Annotated in this window: 14 protein-coding genes; 6 read left to right on the top strand and 8 right to left on the bottom strand. The window is 69.5% G+C overall.

Going from position 1 to position 16,554, the window contains the following annotated elements; genetic code table 11:
- Window positions 1-47: 47 nt before the first annotated feature.
- Entirely contained in the window at window positions 48-950 is a 903-nt protein-coding gene (locus tag J4H86_RS02885; RefSeq protein ID WP_236541786.1) for an alpha/beta hydrolase, read from the bottom strand.
- A gap of 351 nt (window positions 951-1,301) precedes the next feature.
- Here J4H86_RS02885 and abc-f point away from each other — a divergent pair, with 351 nt between their 5' ends.
- Window positions 1,302-2,912, top strand: a complete 1,611-nt coding sequence (gene abc-f / locus J4H86_RS02880; protein WP_330932480.1) for a ribosomal protection-like ABC-F family protein — start codon at window positions 1,302-1,304, stop codon at window positions 2,910-2,912.
- A 36-nt stretch (window positions 2,913-2,948) separates the two neighbouring features.
- Window positions 2,949-3,830, top strand: coding sequence for a Vgb family protein (locus J4H86_RS02875; RefSeq protein WP_236541782.1), 882 nt, complete (start codon window positions 2,949-2,951; stop codon window positions 3,828-3,830).
- 233 nt (window positions 3,831-4,063) lie between these two features.
- Here the strand turns inward: J4H86_RS02875 and J4H86_RS02870 are convergent, their stop codons facing one another.
- On the bottom strand, window positions 4,064-5,203 hold the full coding sequence (locus J4H86_RS02870) for an alpha/beta hydrolase (protein WP_236541781.1): 1,140 nt from the start codon (window positions 5,201-5,203) through the stop codon (window positions 4,064-4,066).
- 197 nt (window positions 5,204-5,400) lie between these two features.
- Between J4H86_RS02870 and J4H86_RS02865 the strand changes: the two genes are divergently transcribed.
- The gene (locus J4H86_RS02865; protein ID WP_236541778.1) at window positions 5,401-6,384 is read left to right on the top strand and encodes an MBL fold metallo-hydrolase; all 984 of its coding nucleotides are present in this window, start codon (window positions 5,401-5,403) and stop codon (window positions 6,382-6,384) included.
- Between the two features lie 124 nt (window positions 6,385-6,508).
- Window positions 6,509-7,123 (top strand): dihydrofolate reductase family protein, encoded by a 615-nt coding sequence (locus tag J4H86_RS02860; RefSeq protein ID WP_236541776.1) that lies wholly within the window; start codon window positions 6,509-6,511, stop codon window positions 7,121-7,123.
- 109 nt (window positions 7,124-7,232) lie between these two features.
- On the opposite strand, the gene rph is transcribed toward J4H86_RS02860, so the two are convergent.
- Complete coding sequence (gene rph, locus J4H86_RS02855; RefSeq protein WP_236541774.1) at window positions 7,233-9,857, bottom strand: rifamycin-inactivating phosphotransferase; 2,625 nt, start codon at window positions 9,855-9,857, stop codon at window positions 7,233-7,235.
- A 305-nt stretch (window positions 9,858-10,162) separates the two neighbouring features.
- Here rph and J4H86_RS02850 point away from each other — a divergent pair, with 305 nt between their 5' ends.
- On the top strand, window positions 10,163-10,852 hold the full coding sequence (locus tag J4H86_RS02850; protein ID WP_269134522.1) for an alpha/beta fold hydrolase: 690 nt from the start codon (window positions 10,163-10,165) through the stop codon (window positions 10,850-10,852).
- A 99-nt stretch (window positions 10,853-10,951) separates the two neighbouring features.
- On the opposite strand, the gene J4H86_RS02845 is transcribed toward J4H86_RS02850, so the two are convergent.
- Genes J4H86_RS02845 through J4H86_RS02835 form a run of 3 tightly spaced genes read right to left on the bottom strand, consistent with a single transcriptional unit; the run spans window position 10,952 to window position 13,622 of the window.
- Window positions 10,952-11,581, bottom strand: coding sequence for a nuclear transport factor 2 family protein (locus J4H86_RS02845; RefSeq protein WP_236541771.1), 630 nt, complete (start codon window positions 11,579-11,581; stop codon window positions 10,952-10,954).
- A 30-nt stretch (window positions 11,582-11,611) separates the two neighbouring features.
- Window positions 11,612-12,985: a cytochrome P450 family protein gene (locus J4H86_RS02840; protein WP_236541769.1), complete on the bottom strand. Its 1,374-nt coding sequence runs from the start codon at window positions 12,983-12,985 to the stop codon at window positions 11,612-11,614.
- A gap of 13 nt (window positions 12,986-12,998) precedes the next feature.
- On the bottom strand, window positions 12,999-13,622 hold the full coding sequence (locus tag J4H86_RS02835) for a TetR/AcrR family transcriptional regulator (RefSeq protein ID WP_236541767.1): 624 nt from the start codon (window positions 13,620-13,622) through the stop codon (window positions 12,999-13,001).
- Window positions 13,623-13,794: 172 nt separating this feature from the next.
- On the opposite strand from J4H86_RS02835, the gene J4H86_RS02830 reads away from it, so the two are divergent.
- Window positions 13,795-14,448, top strand: coding sequence for a class I SAM-dependent methyltransferase (locus J4H86_RS02830; protein ID WP_236541765.1), 654 nt, complete (start codon window positions 13,795-13,797; stop codon window positions 14,446-14,448).
- Between the two features lie 117 nt (window positions 14,449-14,565).
- Here the strand turns inward: J4H86_RS02830 and J4H86_RS02825 are convergent, their stop codons facing one another.
- Window positions 14,566-15,693, bottom strand: coding sequence for a mandelate racemase/muconate lactonizing enzyme family protein (locus J4H86_RS02825; RefSeq protein ID WP_236541764.1), 1,128 nt, complete (start codon window positions 15,691-15,693; stop codon window positions 14,566-14,568).
- Window positions 15,690-16,523, bottom strand: a complete 834-nt coding sequence (locus J4H86_RS02820) for a creatininase family protein (protein ID WP_236541763.1) — start codon at window positions 16,521-16,523, stop codon at window positions 15,690-15,692. Before J4H86_RS02820 ends, J4H86_RS02825 begins: the two co-directional genes overlap by 4 nt.
- Between the last annotated feature and the right edge of the window lie 31 nt (window positions 16,524-16,554).

Genomic DNA, 16,554 nt, shown 5'->3' with positions numbered 1-16,554 from the left:
AATCGACAGTGGAGGCCGACGCAGCCTCCCTTGCGGTCTACGACACCTCAGAGAACCGGCGGATCGGCGATCGCGTCGATCAGTTGGGTCACCCCGGGTTCCTCGACGGGAAGGTGTCCGGCGTTCTCCAGTACGACCAGCCGCTTGGGCCCCGCCAGCCGCTCGTAGAACGGCAGACTCATCTCCAGCGGCGTCCACTGGTCGGCCCCCGGATGGGTCAACACTACGGGCAGGTCGACGGCATCCTCTGGTTCCATCGCAGGCGCCATCTCCATGAAGCTCCGCGTGAAGCCCAACGGCATGCTGTTCCCCCCGCCGTACGGATCCCGGAGAACAGCCTGGTTCACCGCGGGATCGTTGCTCATCGCCGTCATGTTCGCTATCCACCGCATCGGGACTTCAGCGCTCGCCATCGGCCCAGCTATCACCCGCATGAGGGTAGGTCCAACATCTCCGAACCACGGGTAGCGAGAAATACGACGCCGAGCGTCCAGGCGCCGCGGGTCCAGAAAGCAGGTGGCGAACACCGTGTCGACCGCTTTGGTCCGCGTCGCGATGTCATAGGCGAGTAGACCACCAATGCTGGCACCGAAAAGATCAAGGGTGCCTGCGTGAGCGTCGCGTTCGGCACGGACAAGCTCACAACCGACACGAATCCAGTCCGGATATCGGATGGCTCCGCGATCGGGAACCTGTGTCCGGCCATAGCCGGGGAAGTCGGGAACGATGACGTACACACCGCGCGCGGCGACGGCGGATGCGAACGGCCGAAGCATTCCCGCGTGTCCACCCGCGCCGTGCAGGAAGACGACACGGCGCGGCGCGTCGGGGTCGCCGATCCGCTCTACGTGCACGGTGATGTCGCCGTGTTGTTGCCAGACGGACTCACGAGGCGGCTCAGGTTCGACGCGTAGACCGGCAGGCATGTGTGTCAGGTAAGGGTTGCTCATGACTCGATCCTCGACGCTGTGACCAGCGTCGACAACTCGCGTTCCTTTCATCGCTCCGGCCGTCGGCACTGGCCTCGTCACCAGCCCTGTCGAGGTTCCGAGCCACCCGCCGCCTCGCGGTGGCTCACATTCGGGCAGGGAACATCCCCGCGAATGGTAGTAAGAGAGCTTTCGAGAGCACGAGGACGCGCACCGCAGCCAGATACAAAATGCGCTTGCGCTGGTGGGGAACGATGAGGCATCGTGCGAACGGACCTGTCGTCGACCGTGGGAGTCCATTGATGCTCATCCGAGGCATTCACCTGACCTGGCCCCTGGGGGCCACACCCTCGAATGCTTCGGAGCACCACTGTGACCACCCAACTCACCGTTCGCGACCTCAGCAAGTCCTTCAATGACAACACCGTCCTCGCCGACGTCACCTGCGCCTTCCCCGTAGGGGCACACAGCGCGATCGTCGGGGAGAACGGCTCGGGCAAGTCCACCCTCCTCAGGCTGCTCGCCGGTGAGGAGACCCCCGACGCCGGCCAGGTCACCGTCCTGGCCGCCGGGGGCGTCGGCTACCTCGCCCAGGACGCACGGCTCGCGGGTTACCTGACCGTCCAGAAGGTCATCGACGCCGCGCTCTCCGACCTCCGCGCCATCGCCACACGCCTGCGGCACCTGGAGTCGGCCATGGCGGCCGGCGACACCGGGGTCTTCGACGAGTACTCCGACCTCCAGACCGTCTACGAGCTGCGCGGCGGCTACGACGCCGACGCCCGCGTGGAACGGGCCCTCAGCGGGCTCGGTCTACGCGCGCTACCGCGTGAGCGCACGGTCGGCGAACTGTCCGGCGGAGAGCAGGCCCGGCTGCGCCTGGCCACGCTGCTGGCCGCCGCGCCCGAGGTGCTGCTCCTCGACGAGCCGACCAACCACCTCGACGACGACGCGCTGGTCTGGCTCGAGGATCATCTGCGCGCCCGACGCGGCACCACGGTCACCGTCACCCACGACCGCACCTTCCTCGACCGCGCCGTGACCACCTTGTTCGAGGTGGACGGGGACCGCCGCGTCGTGACCCGCTACGGCGGTGGGTACACGACCTACCTCGCCGAGAAGGAGGCCGCGCGCCGACGGTGGGCGCAGGACCACGCCGAGTGGGAGACGAAGGTCGCGGCGGCGCGGGAGGCTACGGCCACCACGGCACGTCGCGTCGCCCCGGGCCGCGCCATGAAGGACCGCAACAAGATGGCCTACGGCATGCGCGGCGACTGGGTGGAGAAGTCGCTCTCCGCCCGGATCCGTGCCGCTGAGGAGCGGCTCCGGCGGCTCCTCGATCGGCCCGTGCCCCAACCGCCCGAGCCGCTCCGCTTCACCCCCACCTTCACCGACGCCAGTGCCGCCCACGCCGTCATCACCGCCGACGCGGTGTCGGTCGAGGGGCGCCTCACCGAGACCAGCCTCGCCGTGGAACCGGGGCAGCGTCTGCTGGTCACGGGCGGCAACGGCGCCGGCAAGAGCACCCTCATGCGGCTGCTGGCCGGGGACCTCCAACCCCATACCGGCACCGTGACGCGGCGCGGCCGGATCGGCTACCTGCCCCAGGACCCCGACGTCGGCGCACCCGGCGACACCCTGTCCGAGGCCTTCGCACGGGGTAGGCCCGGGCCGCCGGACGCCCACCACGCCCAGTTGCTGTCCTTCGGTCTGTTCGACCGGGAACGGCTGCGGATCCCGGTGGAGAAGCTGTCGGTGGGCCAGCGGCAACGCCTCATGCTCGCGTGCGTCCTCAGCGAACCCGTCGATGTCCTGCTCCTCGACGAGCCGACCAATCACCTCTCACCGACCCTCGTCGAGGAACTGGAGGCCGCGTTGCTCGCGTTCACCGGCGCCCTGGTCGTCGTCAGCCACGACCGGCGGCTCCGCGAACGCTGGACCGGCACCGAACTAAGGGTGGAGCCGGCGCCGTCCGAGGCCTAAGCACCACGATCCGCACCCACCAGTGAAGGACACACCATGACTGATCGGCTGTCCAGCGTTTCGATCTCCGACCACGGTGGCCCCTACGACGTCGTTTCCGGACCGGACGGCGCGCTGTGGGTCACCCTCGTCCACGCGGGCGCGATCGCCCGGGCCACCCCCGACGGCGACGTGCGGACCTATCCGCTCGGCGCACCGGAGTCCGGCCCGACCGTCATCACGCCCGGCCCCGACGGCGGGCTGTGGTTCACGCGGTACCGCGACCATCGGATCGGTCGCGTCATGACTGACGGATCCGTGGTGGCCTACGATCCGCCCCACCTCCAGAGCGGCCCCTACGGAATCGCCACCGGGCCGGACGGTGCCCTGTGGTTCACCATGATGAACCGACACTCCATCGGCCGGATCACGACGGCGGGGGAGACGCGGGAGTATCCGCTGCCCGTGGCCGGGGGGTTCCCCTCGGCGATCGTGGCCGCCACCGACGCCCTGTGGTTCACGCTGAACCAGGGCAACGCCATCGGCCGCGTCGACCTGGACGGCGCCGTGGACATCCTTCCGCTGCCGACTCCCGACGCCGGCCCCGTGGGACTCACCCACGACGGCGAGTCCGTGTGGTTCGTCGAGATCCTCGCCGGTCAGATCGGCCGGGTCGACCCTGACGGATCGATCGAGGAGTTCCCCCTGCCAGACAGGGAGGCACGCCCGCACGCGATCGTCGCCGACCCCACCGGTGGGTGCTGGTTCACCGAGTGGGCGGCGAACCGCCTGGGCTGGATCGGCCCGGCCGGCCAGTTCTCCCACCACGACCTCGCGGCCGCGGGAAGTGAGCCACACGGGCTGACGCTGGAGCCCGACGGGGGCGTGTACGTCGCGATGGAGTCAGGAACACTCGCCCGCGTTCACCGTGTCCAGTGACCCAAAACGGAGCCGGAATCACCGACTCAGGCGGAGGAGTCAGCGACCCTCCGCCTTCGCCATGATCCACAGCGGGGTTCCGAGGTCCGGGCCCTCCGGGTCCGATAGATCTGGCGCAACGTGACGGCGGCCATGTCGGGGCGGACGAACAGCATGTGCTCGAGTTCGACGGTGAGTGGTAGGCCCCGTTCGTCCCGCCCGGATTGGTGGCGGCCGAGCCAGTGAGCGCCCGATCAGCCGTGGACCCGTTCGGTGAGGCCGCGCACCGCCTCCAGGTATGGTGCGGGCCGTTCGAAGTGGACCAGGTGGCCGGACTGGATCTGGATGAGTGGCGTCTCCTTCGGTAGGTGCTTCAGGGCCCGCGCGACGTCGTCGCGGTCCATCGCGGCGCGGAGGAACCCGCTGTCGGTGTACGCGGTCCCTTCCCGGTTCTCGAAGAAGTTGGTGTGAATGAGCGTGGTGGGAACGTCGACGGCGGCCAGGGCGGTGTCGGTGTCGAAGTCCCGGTACCAGATGTCGTCGATCCACGCGGCGCCGAAGGCGGGGTCGTAGTTGACGAGTCCCTGGAAGAAGACCGTGACGGTTGGCGGGAGGAACCAGATCGTGACCGGTTCGCCCGGCCGGCCACGGGCCCGGCCGAGGGCGTAGTCGCGGATCGGGTCGGCGAGGCGGCCGAAGAACGAGAAGTACTGGCTGTGCTCGACGAAGTAGGCCTGGTAGTCGCCGGGCCCGCCCTCGGCCAGGTAACGGTGGGCGACGGCCAGGCCGTCACCACCCGTGCTGTCCACCAGGCGCGGCATCGTGGAGGAGAAGAGCGGCGGGTCCTCCAGGACGAGGCCGCTCACGAGGTCTCCACGTTCGGCCGCGAGCCACAGGGCGAGCAGACCACCCGAGGAGTGGCCCGAGACGATCGCCGGCCCACCGATGGTGGCCTCCATGAACCCGGCGAGCACCCGAGCGACGTCGACACAGGTGTAGGACGTGGGAGGCAACCGGTCGGACCCACCGTGGCCGGGGACGTCGACGACGAACACGTGATGCTGCGCGGCGAGCTGGGGGAGGACCAGCATGTGGTCCTGCCACTGGCTGCACTGCCCGTGGATGAGCAGCAGCGGGGGGCCGTTCCGCGGACCCTCCGCGAAGTTGACGTCATGGCCGCCGACGTTGACCTTCCGCTCCACGAAGCCGGCGGCGGCGACCGCCTCCATGCCCTTGCGCAGGCCCGTCAGGTTGTGGCGCACGTAGGCACCGAATCCCGCGGCGAGGAGCGCGGCGGCGCCGACCGCTCCCCACCGTGCGGCCCGCCGCCCCCAACGGTGTCCCTCGGCAACCCGTGCGAGTTCGGTGCCCGCGTCCCGCCTGTCTCGGTGCACGTACCTCTCCTTTTGGTCACGTCGTTGGTCCGATTCTGGCAGGCGTTGCGGGGTCGCACGACGCGTCGCCGAGTTCGCGCCCCACATGCCCGGCCCGGATATTCGGCCGCGGATGTCGGTGGCGACCGCTAGTCTCATCCGCCGGTGACCAGCGGGCCACACACCGGTGCGCCCTCCCAGATGACAGGTGTGTTCCGATGAACGAGACGACCGAAACCCAACACCCGGCTCCAGAGCCGCTCGAACACCGGCACCCGTTCCGACAGTGGAAGACCTGGACCATCCCAGGGACCGATCTCACCCTCACCGGCTACTCACGCGCCAACGACAAGACCTTCTTCCACGTGCCCGAACTGCGGTTAGCGCTGGACGCCGGACAGTGCGAGGGCCGCCAGGTCGACACCGTCCTGCTCACCCACGCCCACCAGGACCACGTGAAGGACCTCGACTTCCTCGCCAGCCGGCCGGGAACCGACATCTACCTTCCCTCGGCCGTGGCACCGTTCGCCGATTCCTACATCGAGGCCTCCGCGCGACTGAACCACGGAGCTGGCTACGACCCCGAGCTCGGGGGTGGGCACCACCTACACGGGGTCGACCCGGACACGGAGTTCACCTTCGGCCGACGCGGCGGACACCACGTACGGGTCGTCGAGTGCGTGCACAAGGTGCCCTGCGTGGGCTACGCGGTCTCCGAGGTCAGCAAGGCGCTACGTCCGGAGTTCGCGGAGCTGCGCCGCACCATGGACGCCGAGGGCCGCGGCCGGGAGTTCGGTCGGGTCATCGGCCAGCACCGCAGGGAGGGCACCCCGGTCGACGAGGAGACGCGTCGTCCGCTCTTCGCCTTCCTGGGCGATACTCACGCCAACGTGTTCGCCCGTGAACCGTGGCTGTTGACGTATCCGGTCGTCATCACCGAGTGCACGTTCCTGTACGACACCGAGAAGGAACGCGCGGATCGGGTCGGGCACACCGTGTGGAGCGACCTCAAACCCGTCATCGAGGCCCACCCGGACACGGTGTTCGTGTTGACGCACTTCAGCCTGCGGCACTCCGACCGGGAGATCGTCGACTTCTTCGCCCGCGAGGCCAGGAGCGCGGACGGCGCCCCGCTGCGCAACGTCGTGCCGTGGGCGCACGGCACCAGCCTGCTGCCCGAGCAGCACCAGACCGGAGTATGACGGGCGTCCCGCGTGGGCGCCTCCTTGCCCGACGGCGAATCCATGGACGAACACGCGTGTAACCGATGATTTTTCGTGGCCTCGGCGGTCTAATCGAACAAATGACCGCATGGAGAGGTGCAGGATGAAACTGACAGTACTCACCTTCGTGTCCGTCGACGGCGTGATGCAGGCACCCGGGGGTCCGGACGAGGACCGCGGTGGTGGGTTCGCCCGGGGCGGATGGCTGGTCCCGCACTTCGACGAGGACATGGGCCGCTACGTAGCCGAGGTGTTCGACCAGGTCGACGCGTTCCTCCTGGGCCGGCACACCTACGACATCTTCGCCGGCTCCTGGCCCAAGGTGACCGACCCCGACGACCCGGTGGCCAGCCGCCTCAACACCCTGCCCAAGTACGTCGCCTCGACCACGCTGACCACTCCACCCTGGGGCCCGACCACCGTACTGTCGCGCGACGTGCCCGAGGAGGTGGCGGAGCTGAAGCGCCGGCCGGGGCGGGAGCTCCAGGTGCACGGCAGCGGCCAACTCGTCCGGACGCTGCACGAGCACGACCTGGTGGACGAGTACCGGATCGCGGTGTTCCCGGTGATCGTGGGCGACGGCCGTCGCCTGTTCGCCGACCACGGGCTGCCCACCAACCTCTCCCTGGTCGACTCGCGCACCACGGGCTCGGGGATCGCCATCCACTCCTACCGCCCCACCGGCCGCCCGGAGTACGGAACCATGGAGGCCGGCTGACCTCCCGCGCCGCAGCGGAGGGCTGAGCCTGGTCGACGAGCGACCGGGCCCAGCCCTCACCACGCCGGTGCCGTACCGTGACCGGCCAGCGCGCGGCCGGTTCGCCGGTTCAGTCGAGGAACTCGACGTACCCGTCGGTTCCGTGGACCCGGATGCGTTGCCCGTCCTGGATTCTCCGGGTGGCCTGGTCGACTCCGACGACGGCCGGCAGGCCGTACTCGCGGGCGACCACCGCTCCGTGCGTCATCAGACCGCCGACCTCGGTCACCAGTCCGGCGATGGTGACGAACAGCGGCGTCCAACTGGGGTCGGTGTACGCGGTGATGAGGATGTCGCCCGTCTCCAGGTCGGCACGCGCCATGTCGGTGACGACGCGGGCGCGCCCCTCCACGGCACCCGCCGAGACGGGGAGGCCGAGCAGCGCTCCGGCCGGGGCGTCGTCGCGGCCGTACTGACCGGAGATGGCCTCACCGTCGGAGGTGAGAACACGGGGCGGGGTGAGCGTCTCGTAGGTCCGGAACGCCTCGCGCCGCTCCTGGACGAGCCTGGCGTCGACCGTTCGGGTTCGCACCACGTCCTCCAGCTCCTCGAAGCGGAGGAAGTAGAGGTCCTCCGGTTCGCGCAGGACTCCGGCTTCCACGAGGTCGTGGGCCTCCCGCAGCAGCGCCCGCTTGTAGAGGAAGTAGCGGTTGACCATGCCGTACTTCGGATACTCGCGGTACCCGGTGAAGGTGCGAACGAGGTCGATCATCCGCTTGGTCTCCGCCGCCTTCTCCTCGCCGGCGGACAGTCCGCGCACACTGGCCAGCAGCTCTTTCTCCTTGCGCTGGGACTCGCGCAGCCCGCGTTCGAACTGTCGCTCCGCCTCACCCGGCTCGAAGTTCCGGATGTTGCCGAGGATCGCGGGCACGAGCGCGGCGGGCTGCTCGCTCCAGCGCGGCCTGGTGATGTCGATCTCCCCGACGCAGCGCATGCCGTAGGCGTCGAGGTACCCCCGGATGGCGTCGCGCGCCGCCGACCCGCCGGGCAGGTCCGCCATCTCGTCCAGGAAGCCGTCACCGGTCCGTCCCTCGGCCGTGACGCGGTGCAGGAACGCCACCACCTCCTCGTGCGGCCGGACGGCGTCCGCGACGTCGAGCAGTGCCAGGCCCATCTCCGAGGTGACGTTGTGGGGGACGGACTGGGTGAGTACGTCGGCCGCGTTCTTCTCGCCCAGCCATTCCTCCATGCGCGCGTTGAGCCATGCGCTCGCGTTCATCGCCGCCATGATCATCCGAAGGCTCTGTTCGTCGAAGAGGAGACTCTTCAGCTCCGGGATGTCGGAGCGGATGAAGTCGAGCAACGCCGGCCCGGACAGGTCGCGGATCTGGTCCCGCAGGGTCGCCACGGAGGCCTCACTGACCCGGATCCGCTCGGTGACGAGGTCCGGGTCCGCGACGACCGTGTCCGGAGCGGCGCCGTAGAGCGCGGCGGCGGGCTCGGTCTCGGACTCCTCATCGGGAGCCTCCCGGACGAAGTCGCCACGGTCCAGGACGGTCCGCACCGCGTCCCGCATCAGCGGGTCGGATTCGCCCAACATCTCCAGGAAGCTCGTGCGGCCCGAGGGAGCCGCCAGCGTGGGGGCGATGTCCACGAAAAGCCGACCACCCGCCTCGTGCATGGGGCGCGGAGTCGTCATCTGCCAGAACGAGAGCCCCAGTGGTGTCATCGCGTCGGTCATCATCTGCTGGTGACCGACGGAGAGGTAGACATGGTTCTCCTCGTCGTCGGTCGTGGGGACCGGGAACAGAGTGGTGATCGCCCGGCTCTGTACGACGAAGAAGTCGTCGCCCACGCGACACCACTCGATGTCCTGGGGCCGGCCGAAGTAGGCCTCGATCCGACGCCCGAGCCGCACCAGGTCCAGGACCTGTGCCTCGCTCAGCGTCGGCTCGGTCCGCCACTGCGGTTCCAGTTCCGCCTCGTGGGTCCCGCCCCCCGGTGAGGACTGGGCGAACTGGGTCTTGGTGGCGATCTCGGCGGAGAGGACCCGGTCGTCGCGCACGGTGAAGACGTCGCCGGAGACCAGACCGGAGACGAGCGCCTCACCGAACCCCCAACTGGCCTCCACCGTGGCGACCCTGCGGTTCGACGTGACCGGGTCCGCGGTGAACATGGTCCCGGCCGCGTCCGGGAACACCATCCGCTGCACCACGACGGCCATGTCGACCTTGCGGTGGTCGAAGCCGTTGTGCAGCCGGTAGGTGACCGCCCGATCGGTGAACAGCGAGGCCCAACACCGCCGCACGTGCAGCAGGACGGCGTCCGCTCCGATGACGTTCAGATAGGAGTCCTGTTGCCCGGCGAACGAGGCCGTCGGCAGGTCCTCGGCGGTCGCGCTGGATCGCACCGCGTACGCGGCGTCCTCCCCGATCCGGATGAGCTCCTCGACGATCGCCGCCGCGACGCTCTCGGGCACCCGCGCTGTCTCGATGCCGCGACGCACGTCGGCGCTCAGCGCGCGGATGGCCGCGTGGTCGTCCGGCCGGACCGCCGACAGCTTGTCCAACTGTGTGTCGATGGACGGCGCCTCGGCGACGACCTGTTGGAACGCGTCCGTCGTGACACAGAAGCCGTCCGGCACACGGACACCGTCGATGTGGGAGAGCTCTCCCAGCATCGCCCCCTTACCACCGACGTCTGCGATATTCGTCGCGTTGACCTGGCCGAAGTCCATTACGTAGCGCAAATCCATTGCCCCATCGTTCGGTGAATCGCTGGATGAGCTCGCAAGTATGGAACAAATTTCGGCGCCTCATGAGTTGCGCCAATATGATATAAACTGATAATGGCAGGAGAGAACCTGTGTCTAGCGCCCGTCTCGCGCTCGAGTTTACCGGGGCCACCCCGGGTGACCTGCGGATTCTCCTTCGGCGCAGCGCCCACGCACCCTGGGGTGACACGAGTACCGAATACGTGAGTGGGCACCCCGGCGCGTCCTCGACCGGCCCGCACCCCCAACACCCGGCTCCCGCGCCCGGCGCGCTTTAGCATGAGCCCATGAGTACGGGTCCGCACGTTGTTGTATTCCTCCACGGAATGGGCGCCTCGCCCCAATCCTGGAGCCACCAGGTCGACCACCTGTCCACCGGATTCACCGGACTCACCCCCCAGGTGCCCGGACTCGGCGCGTCGGACCCGCCGTTCTCCGTGGCCGCGTCCGCCGCGGGAGTGCGGGACATCCTGGACGAGCACGGCGTCGAGCGCGCCCACCTGTGCGGCCTCTCCCTGGGGGCCATGGTCGCCACCCGGTTCGCCATCGACCACCCGGATCGTGTGGCCTCGCTGGTCCTGTCCGGGGGTCAGGTCCGGCCCAACCCCACCCTGATGCGGGTGCAGGCCGCGGTCATGCGCCTCCTGCCACAGCGGATCGTGGCGCCGGGCATGACCAAGTCCACCCTGATGACGGTCCTGCGCGCCGTCGCCGCGGTGGACTTCCGTTCCGAGCTCGCCACCATCACCGCGCCCACGCTCGTACTGTGCGGCGCGAGGGACTTCGCCAACCTCCCAGCCGCGCGAGCGCTCGCCGCCACCATCCCCGACGCCGAGATACGAGTGATCCCCCGCGCGGGCCATGAGCTGAACGTGGAGACGCCGGAGCGCTTCTCCGCCGAACTCAACGCCTTCCACGCGCGATTCCGCGATGACGGGGCCGACGACGCCACCTCCGAGCCCGACGAGCACGCCTGACACCACGACGCGGGCGGCACGGCGCCAGAGGGCGCCATGTCGCCCGTGGGGGACGACGTGCGGTGGCTTCGCACGTCCCCCACGGGCAGGCGCGAAGTCCTAGAGCCTCTTGCCGACCGCGTCCAGCCCGGACCAGAAGTCGGAGAGCGCCTCACGCTCCCGCGTGACGGTCTCGCCCGCGACGTGTCGGTAGACCGGGTCGTTGGGGTGTCGGTCTCCTCGCAGTAGCGTGGGGTCGCCCAGCGGCAGGCCCCGATCGGCGGTGATCACGGCGGCCATCTTCGACCAGAAGATGCCATCGGTGACCACGGCGCGGCTGAGGATCCTCCACTCGCCCTCGCGCTTCGCGAACTCGTCGAGGTAGCGGCACTGAATCCACTCGTAGATCAGGTCGCCGCTCTCGCTCTGCAAACGGTGCAGCACGTCGACCTGGGATTCGACGCGTGCGGTGTCGCCGTCCAGATCGATGATCGGGTTGCTCATCGCGTGGGTGGTCGCGGTGGTCTCACGCAGGAGGGGGGTGATGTAGTCACAGAACTCCATGGCGTTGCCGCCGAAGAAGCCGTGGTCATCGAACCCGTCGGGCCAGTAGCAGTCCTTCAGCAGGGCCGTGTCGGCGCGGTCCACGGCCCGGCAGTACCGGTACAGCACGTCACGGATCGCTTCACGGTCACGGAGAACGGACAGTTCGTTCTCGAGTCGCTCGAGTCGGGCTTCGACGTCGGTCATGATGTTTCCTTCCGTCAGGTTCCGCCGGGGTTACCGGGGAGGGGGTGAACCAGGGCCGCTGGGGCCCAGTCCGAGGATCCGTCGCCACCACGGCACCTGTGGTGTTGGTGACGACGGGGAGGACTGTGTCGCCGGGGCCGGCGGGGGCACCGGTGTTCGCGGTGGCGCCGGCTTGGGAGAGAAGAGCACGGGGAGCGCCGTACGCGCGGACAGGAACGGCCCCGGGCGGAAGACCGACTCGGAGGCCACGTCCAAGGCCAACCGGTCCAGGCGGGACAGCACGCTTTCGAGGCCGACGCGGGCGATGGTCCAGCCCATGGTGCGCGCACCATGGGGACAGGCGTGCGCGCCGGCCCCCCACATGAGGTGTGCGTTGTTGGCCGCTCCGGTGGGCCGGTCGATCGAGGAGTCGTCGAACACCCCCAAGGAGCGGTGCGCCGCGGTGAAGCAGACGAGGAGTCCGTCGCCCGCCCGGACGGTGACCGCACCGAACCCGGGCAGCTCGCCCGGGGAGAAGTCACGGGTCGCGAAGCGGCACAGCAGGGAGTCGACGGGGGGATGCTCCCAGCACATGGACGTGAGGACCTGCTCCAGTGGAAGCCCGGCCGAGGGCATGAACCGGGGGACACTCAGCATCGCGTGCATGGCGTTGGCCATCAGGTGGGTGGTGGGGTCGTGTCCGGCTCCGATCAACTGCATCAGCCCCGCGACGCGCTCCTCCTCGTCCAGTTCGGGCGCCCCGGCGACCCAACTGGCCACGTCCGGACCGGGGTTGGCCCGCTTGCGTTGGACGAGTTGGGAGAAGAAGGCGACGAGCTCGCGGTTGGCCGCCGCGGCGTCGGTGTGGTCGGTGCCCCAGACGCGCCGTACCGCGCTGGCCAGGGCCCACCCCGCCCCGTCCTCGACTCCCAGCGCACGGTTGAGCACCAGGATGGGCAGGGGAGCGGCGTACTCACCGATGAGGTCCGCCCGACCGCGGGCAACGAAGCGGTCGACGAGCTGGTTCGACAGCTCCCGGGTGTCAACGCCGATGCGCGTCTCGTCCAGCCTGGCGAGCGCGTCGGTGACAGCGCGACGCCGACGCTGATGCACAGCACCGTCGGAGGTCATCGCGTTGGGCCGGGGCATGACCGCCGCCAGCAGCGCTGGATCGGAGATACGCGCGGATCCGGACCAGTTGGACGGGTTGGACGAGAACTCCCGGTGGCGCAGGGCTGTCAGCGCCGCGTCGTAGTCCAGGACGAGCCACACCCACTGACCGGCCAGTCGTACCGGGGCCACCGGGCCATGCGCGGCGCGCAGTCCTTCCTGCAGTGCGCGCCGTTGCTGGCGCAGGTCCTGTCCGCGTTCGTCGACGGGGGGCAGTGCCGCGTAGTCGACACCGTTCGGTCGTTCGGGAAACATTGGGGGCCTCAGCTCAAGGGGTGTCGGGGGGATTTTCCGGTACCAGGCCGAACGCGCGGTGGCCGAACCGGACGACGTCTCCCAACGTCTGCTCCTCGAGGGCGTGCGCGAGGTCGGCCCGGTGTTCGCCGCGCAGGTCGCAGGCGCGTCGAGCGGTGCGGTAGAAGGCCAGCCAGGCGGCGTCGAGGTAGAGGGAGACCTGGCGTTCGGTGTCGGCGAGGGGCGTGCCGGGTTGGGCGAAGGCCTCCGCGAGCAGGGGAGCCCAGCGCCCCATCACGTCCTCGTGCCACCACATCGCGAAGCTCTGACTGCTGACGGTCAGCCTCATCACCGCGGCCCAGAGGGGTCCGTGCTCGCGCCACATCTCCATCACCTCCCGCATGCCACGGCTGAGGTGGCCGGCGGCGCTCTCCCCGACGCGGGGTGCGGTGCGCCGCCACATCTCGGCGCTACGTTCCGCCGCGAGGGCACGGATGACGCCCTCGTCGCCGCGGCCGAAGACGCGCCACAGCGTGGAGGGATCCACCTGTGCTCGTTCCGCCAACCGCCGATGGGACAGTTCCGCGCCGAGTGGCGCCGACCTGAGGAGTTCTTCGGCCGCGCGCAGCAACCTGGTGCGGCTGGAGTCTTCGGCCATGGCGGAACCCTACCGATCTCGACGGCACATGCAAGGTGTATTGCATGAACGGCAATTGATCGTGCGTGGTCGTCGAGGTCGGGACCGGATGAGCGTTGGGTGTTTTGGTCGCCGACCGGCGAGTGGCCACGTCCTTTGCGCGATCACCGCCAGGGGCGCGACAATCACGGTCGTGACCACGTCCGAGGCGGGTTTCTGGGACGAGTGGGGCGCGGACCGCGCCTCGCGAAACTCAGGTGTTCGCGAGTTCCGCTGGACCCAGTACGAGGGCCACGGTCCTGGGGTCGAGCTGCTGGGCGATCCCGACTCGGCGCTGGAACTGGGGTCGGGCGCGGGGGATGCCGCCGGTGCCCTGGCCGAACGGGGCGTCCGCGTCACCGGGATCGACGTCTCGCCCTTCCAGTGCGACCAGGCCGCCCGGCATTGGGCCGACCAGCCGAACGTGGAGTTCGTCCACACCGACGTCCTGGACTACCTCCGCGCGAGCACACGCCGGTGGGACGCGATCTACTCCATCTGGGGCGCTCTCTGGTTCACCGACCCCGCTCTCCTGCTGCCCCTCGTTCGCGACCATCTGGAACCCGGTGGGCACCTGGTCTTCTCCCACGCCCCGCCCATCCCCGGGTGTTACGGGGCGCAGGGCATGTACGCGGCCGGGTTCCACGGCCGGCGCGTGTGGGTACGACGCTGGGCCCACGAACCCCAAGGATGGGCAGACCTCCTGGCGGCGCACGGGTTCACCTCGATCAACGCCTGGGTGCAGCCAGCCCCCGACCCGGAGCTGCTCGGCACCCTCATCGTGACCGCGAACCGGCCGCGTGTGTGACTGGCCCCGCTATGGCGGGTCGATGCGCGCCCCCACCCGATCGATGCGCGCACATCCCGATGGGGGTGGAGAAATCCTGGCGGGGAAGTGGGGCAGGGCTGGGTGGGGCGGTGCTGGCTACCCGGTGAGATCTCCCTCGGCCTGGTTGCGGGCGGCGTATTGGGCGAGTTTGTCCTCGTCGACCTCGACCCCGAGACCGGGTCCGGTCGGAACACTGAGCGATCCGTTCACCAGGGTGAGTGGTTCGACGATGTCGTCGGCGTGGAGGTAGTACATGCTGTCGATGGCGCGGTCCAGGACCGGCGTGCTGGCGACGACGGCCAGGTGGGCCGCGGTGGCGATGCCCAGTTCCCCTCCGCTGTGCAGGTTCATGCCCAGGCCGAAGGTCTCGCAGTGAGCAGCGAGGTTCTTCGTGGCCAGGACCCCGCCCCACTTGTAGACGTCGCCGTGCACGACGTCCACGGCGCCGAGTCTCACCGCCGGGGCGAAGTCCTCGAACCGGACGACGCACATGTTGGTGCACAGCGGGATCCGGACCCGTCGCCGGACCTCCGCCATCCCGTCGATGCCGACACACGGATCCTCGAGGTACTCCAGGTCGAGCTCCTCGAGTTGGATGCCGGCTCGGATCGAGTCCGGCACCGACCAGGCCGCGTTGGGGTCGACGCGCAGCTCGACGTCGGGCAGGCGGTCCCGGATCGCGCGCAGGATCGCCACGTCACCGGACACGTCGGTGGTGCCCTTGAGCTTCACCGCGGTGAACCCGCCGCGCGCCACGACCTCGGCCGTGTGGTCGGCGAGCGCGCGAGGGAGATCGGAGGACGCGACGCCCGGTGCGTCGGCTCGGGTGATCAGCGCGGTGATCGGCACCTCCTCCCGCACCCGGCCGCCGAGCAGGTTGGCCAGCGGCTGACCGGACAGTGTGCCGATCACGTCCCAGCACGCCACGTCCAACGCGGCCAGCGCCGCGTACCCCAGGTAGCCGTGGAAGAACGGCACCATGCGGTTCCTCGTCCGCAGGGACTCCACGTCGAAGGGGCTGCGCCCGACCAGTTCCGCCCCCAGCCGCTCCACCAGGGCGGCCACCGGCCGACCCCACATGGTCTCGCCCCACCCCTCAGCCCCGTTGTCCAGCCGGATCCGGACCACCGTGCGAGTCTCTCCCGTCTTGGTCTCGAACGAGCTGGTGAATGGATTGGTGAGCGGAAGGTTGACCACCCACACGTCGACGGTCTCGATCCTCATGGTGTGCCCTTCCGTCCCCGCGCGTCGGAGGGTCCGGTCGCGACGTCACCGACCCCGTGGCTGGCCCGGGTGGCGCGGTCGAACGCGACGATCGCCCCCACCAGCCCGTCGACTCGTTGGGTGAGCAGCCGGTGCCCGACGTCGGCACTGGCCGTCGCGGGGTCGTCGGTCACGCCGCCGACCCGTTCCCACTCGCCGTGGCGTTCCACCGCCAGCCCCGGGTAGGGCGGCCGGTCGAACAGTGGTGGCGGTCCTTCCGGCGGCGACCAGCGTGGAGGGCCGACCCGCTCCGGGGTCGCGGCGAGCATCAGCGAGGTCTCGAACCAGCCCGCGTGCCCGGGCGTCCTGCTCTCCTCGGCCCCGTCGGGCGTGTCCTGCCCGGCGTCGGCGCGGATGTCCCAGTAGTTGCAGGCGGCGACCGCGATGTCGCGGCGTAGCGCGGCCCCCTTCACCGCGACCCGCATCGCCTCGTCGTTGCCACCGTGCCCGTTGACCACGATCACCCGACGGAATCCGATGTCGACGAGGCTCTCGATGACCTCCCCGAGCAGACTCACCAGCGTCGCCGAGGTCAGAGTGACGGCGGCCGCGAACGCATGGTGCGGGCTGTACCCGTAGGGCAGGGCGGGTAGACGGACGAGATCGGGCTCCTGGTCCTCCAACCGGGCCAAGGAACGGTCGACGACGGTCTCCGCCATCATCAGGTCGGTGCCCATCGGCAGGTGTCCACCGTGCTGTTCCTGCGACCCGATGGGCAGCACCGCGATCGAGCTCGGTGCGGCCTCCCGGAGCTCGGCCGCCGTCAGCTCGGTCAGGTGTCGTACAGTCATGCCTTACTCCTCATCGCGGTCGACCCGTGAT

Source organism: Spiractinospora alimapuensis, from assembly GCF_018437505.1.
GTDB classification, from domain to species: Bacteria; Actinomycetota; Actinomycetes; order Streptosporangiales; family Streptosporangiaceae; genus Spiractinospora; species Spiractinospora alimapuensis.
The sequence above is the reverse complement of the archived record's forward strand: the minus strand, read 5'-3'. Positions and strand labels throughout refer to the sequence as shown.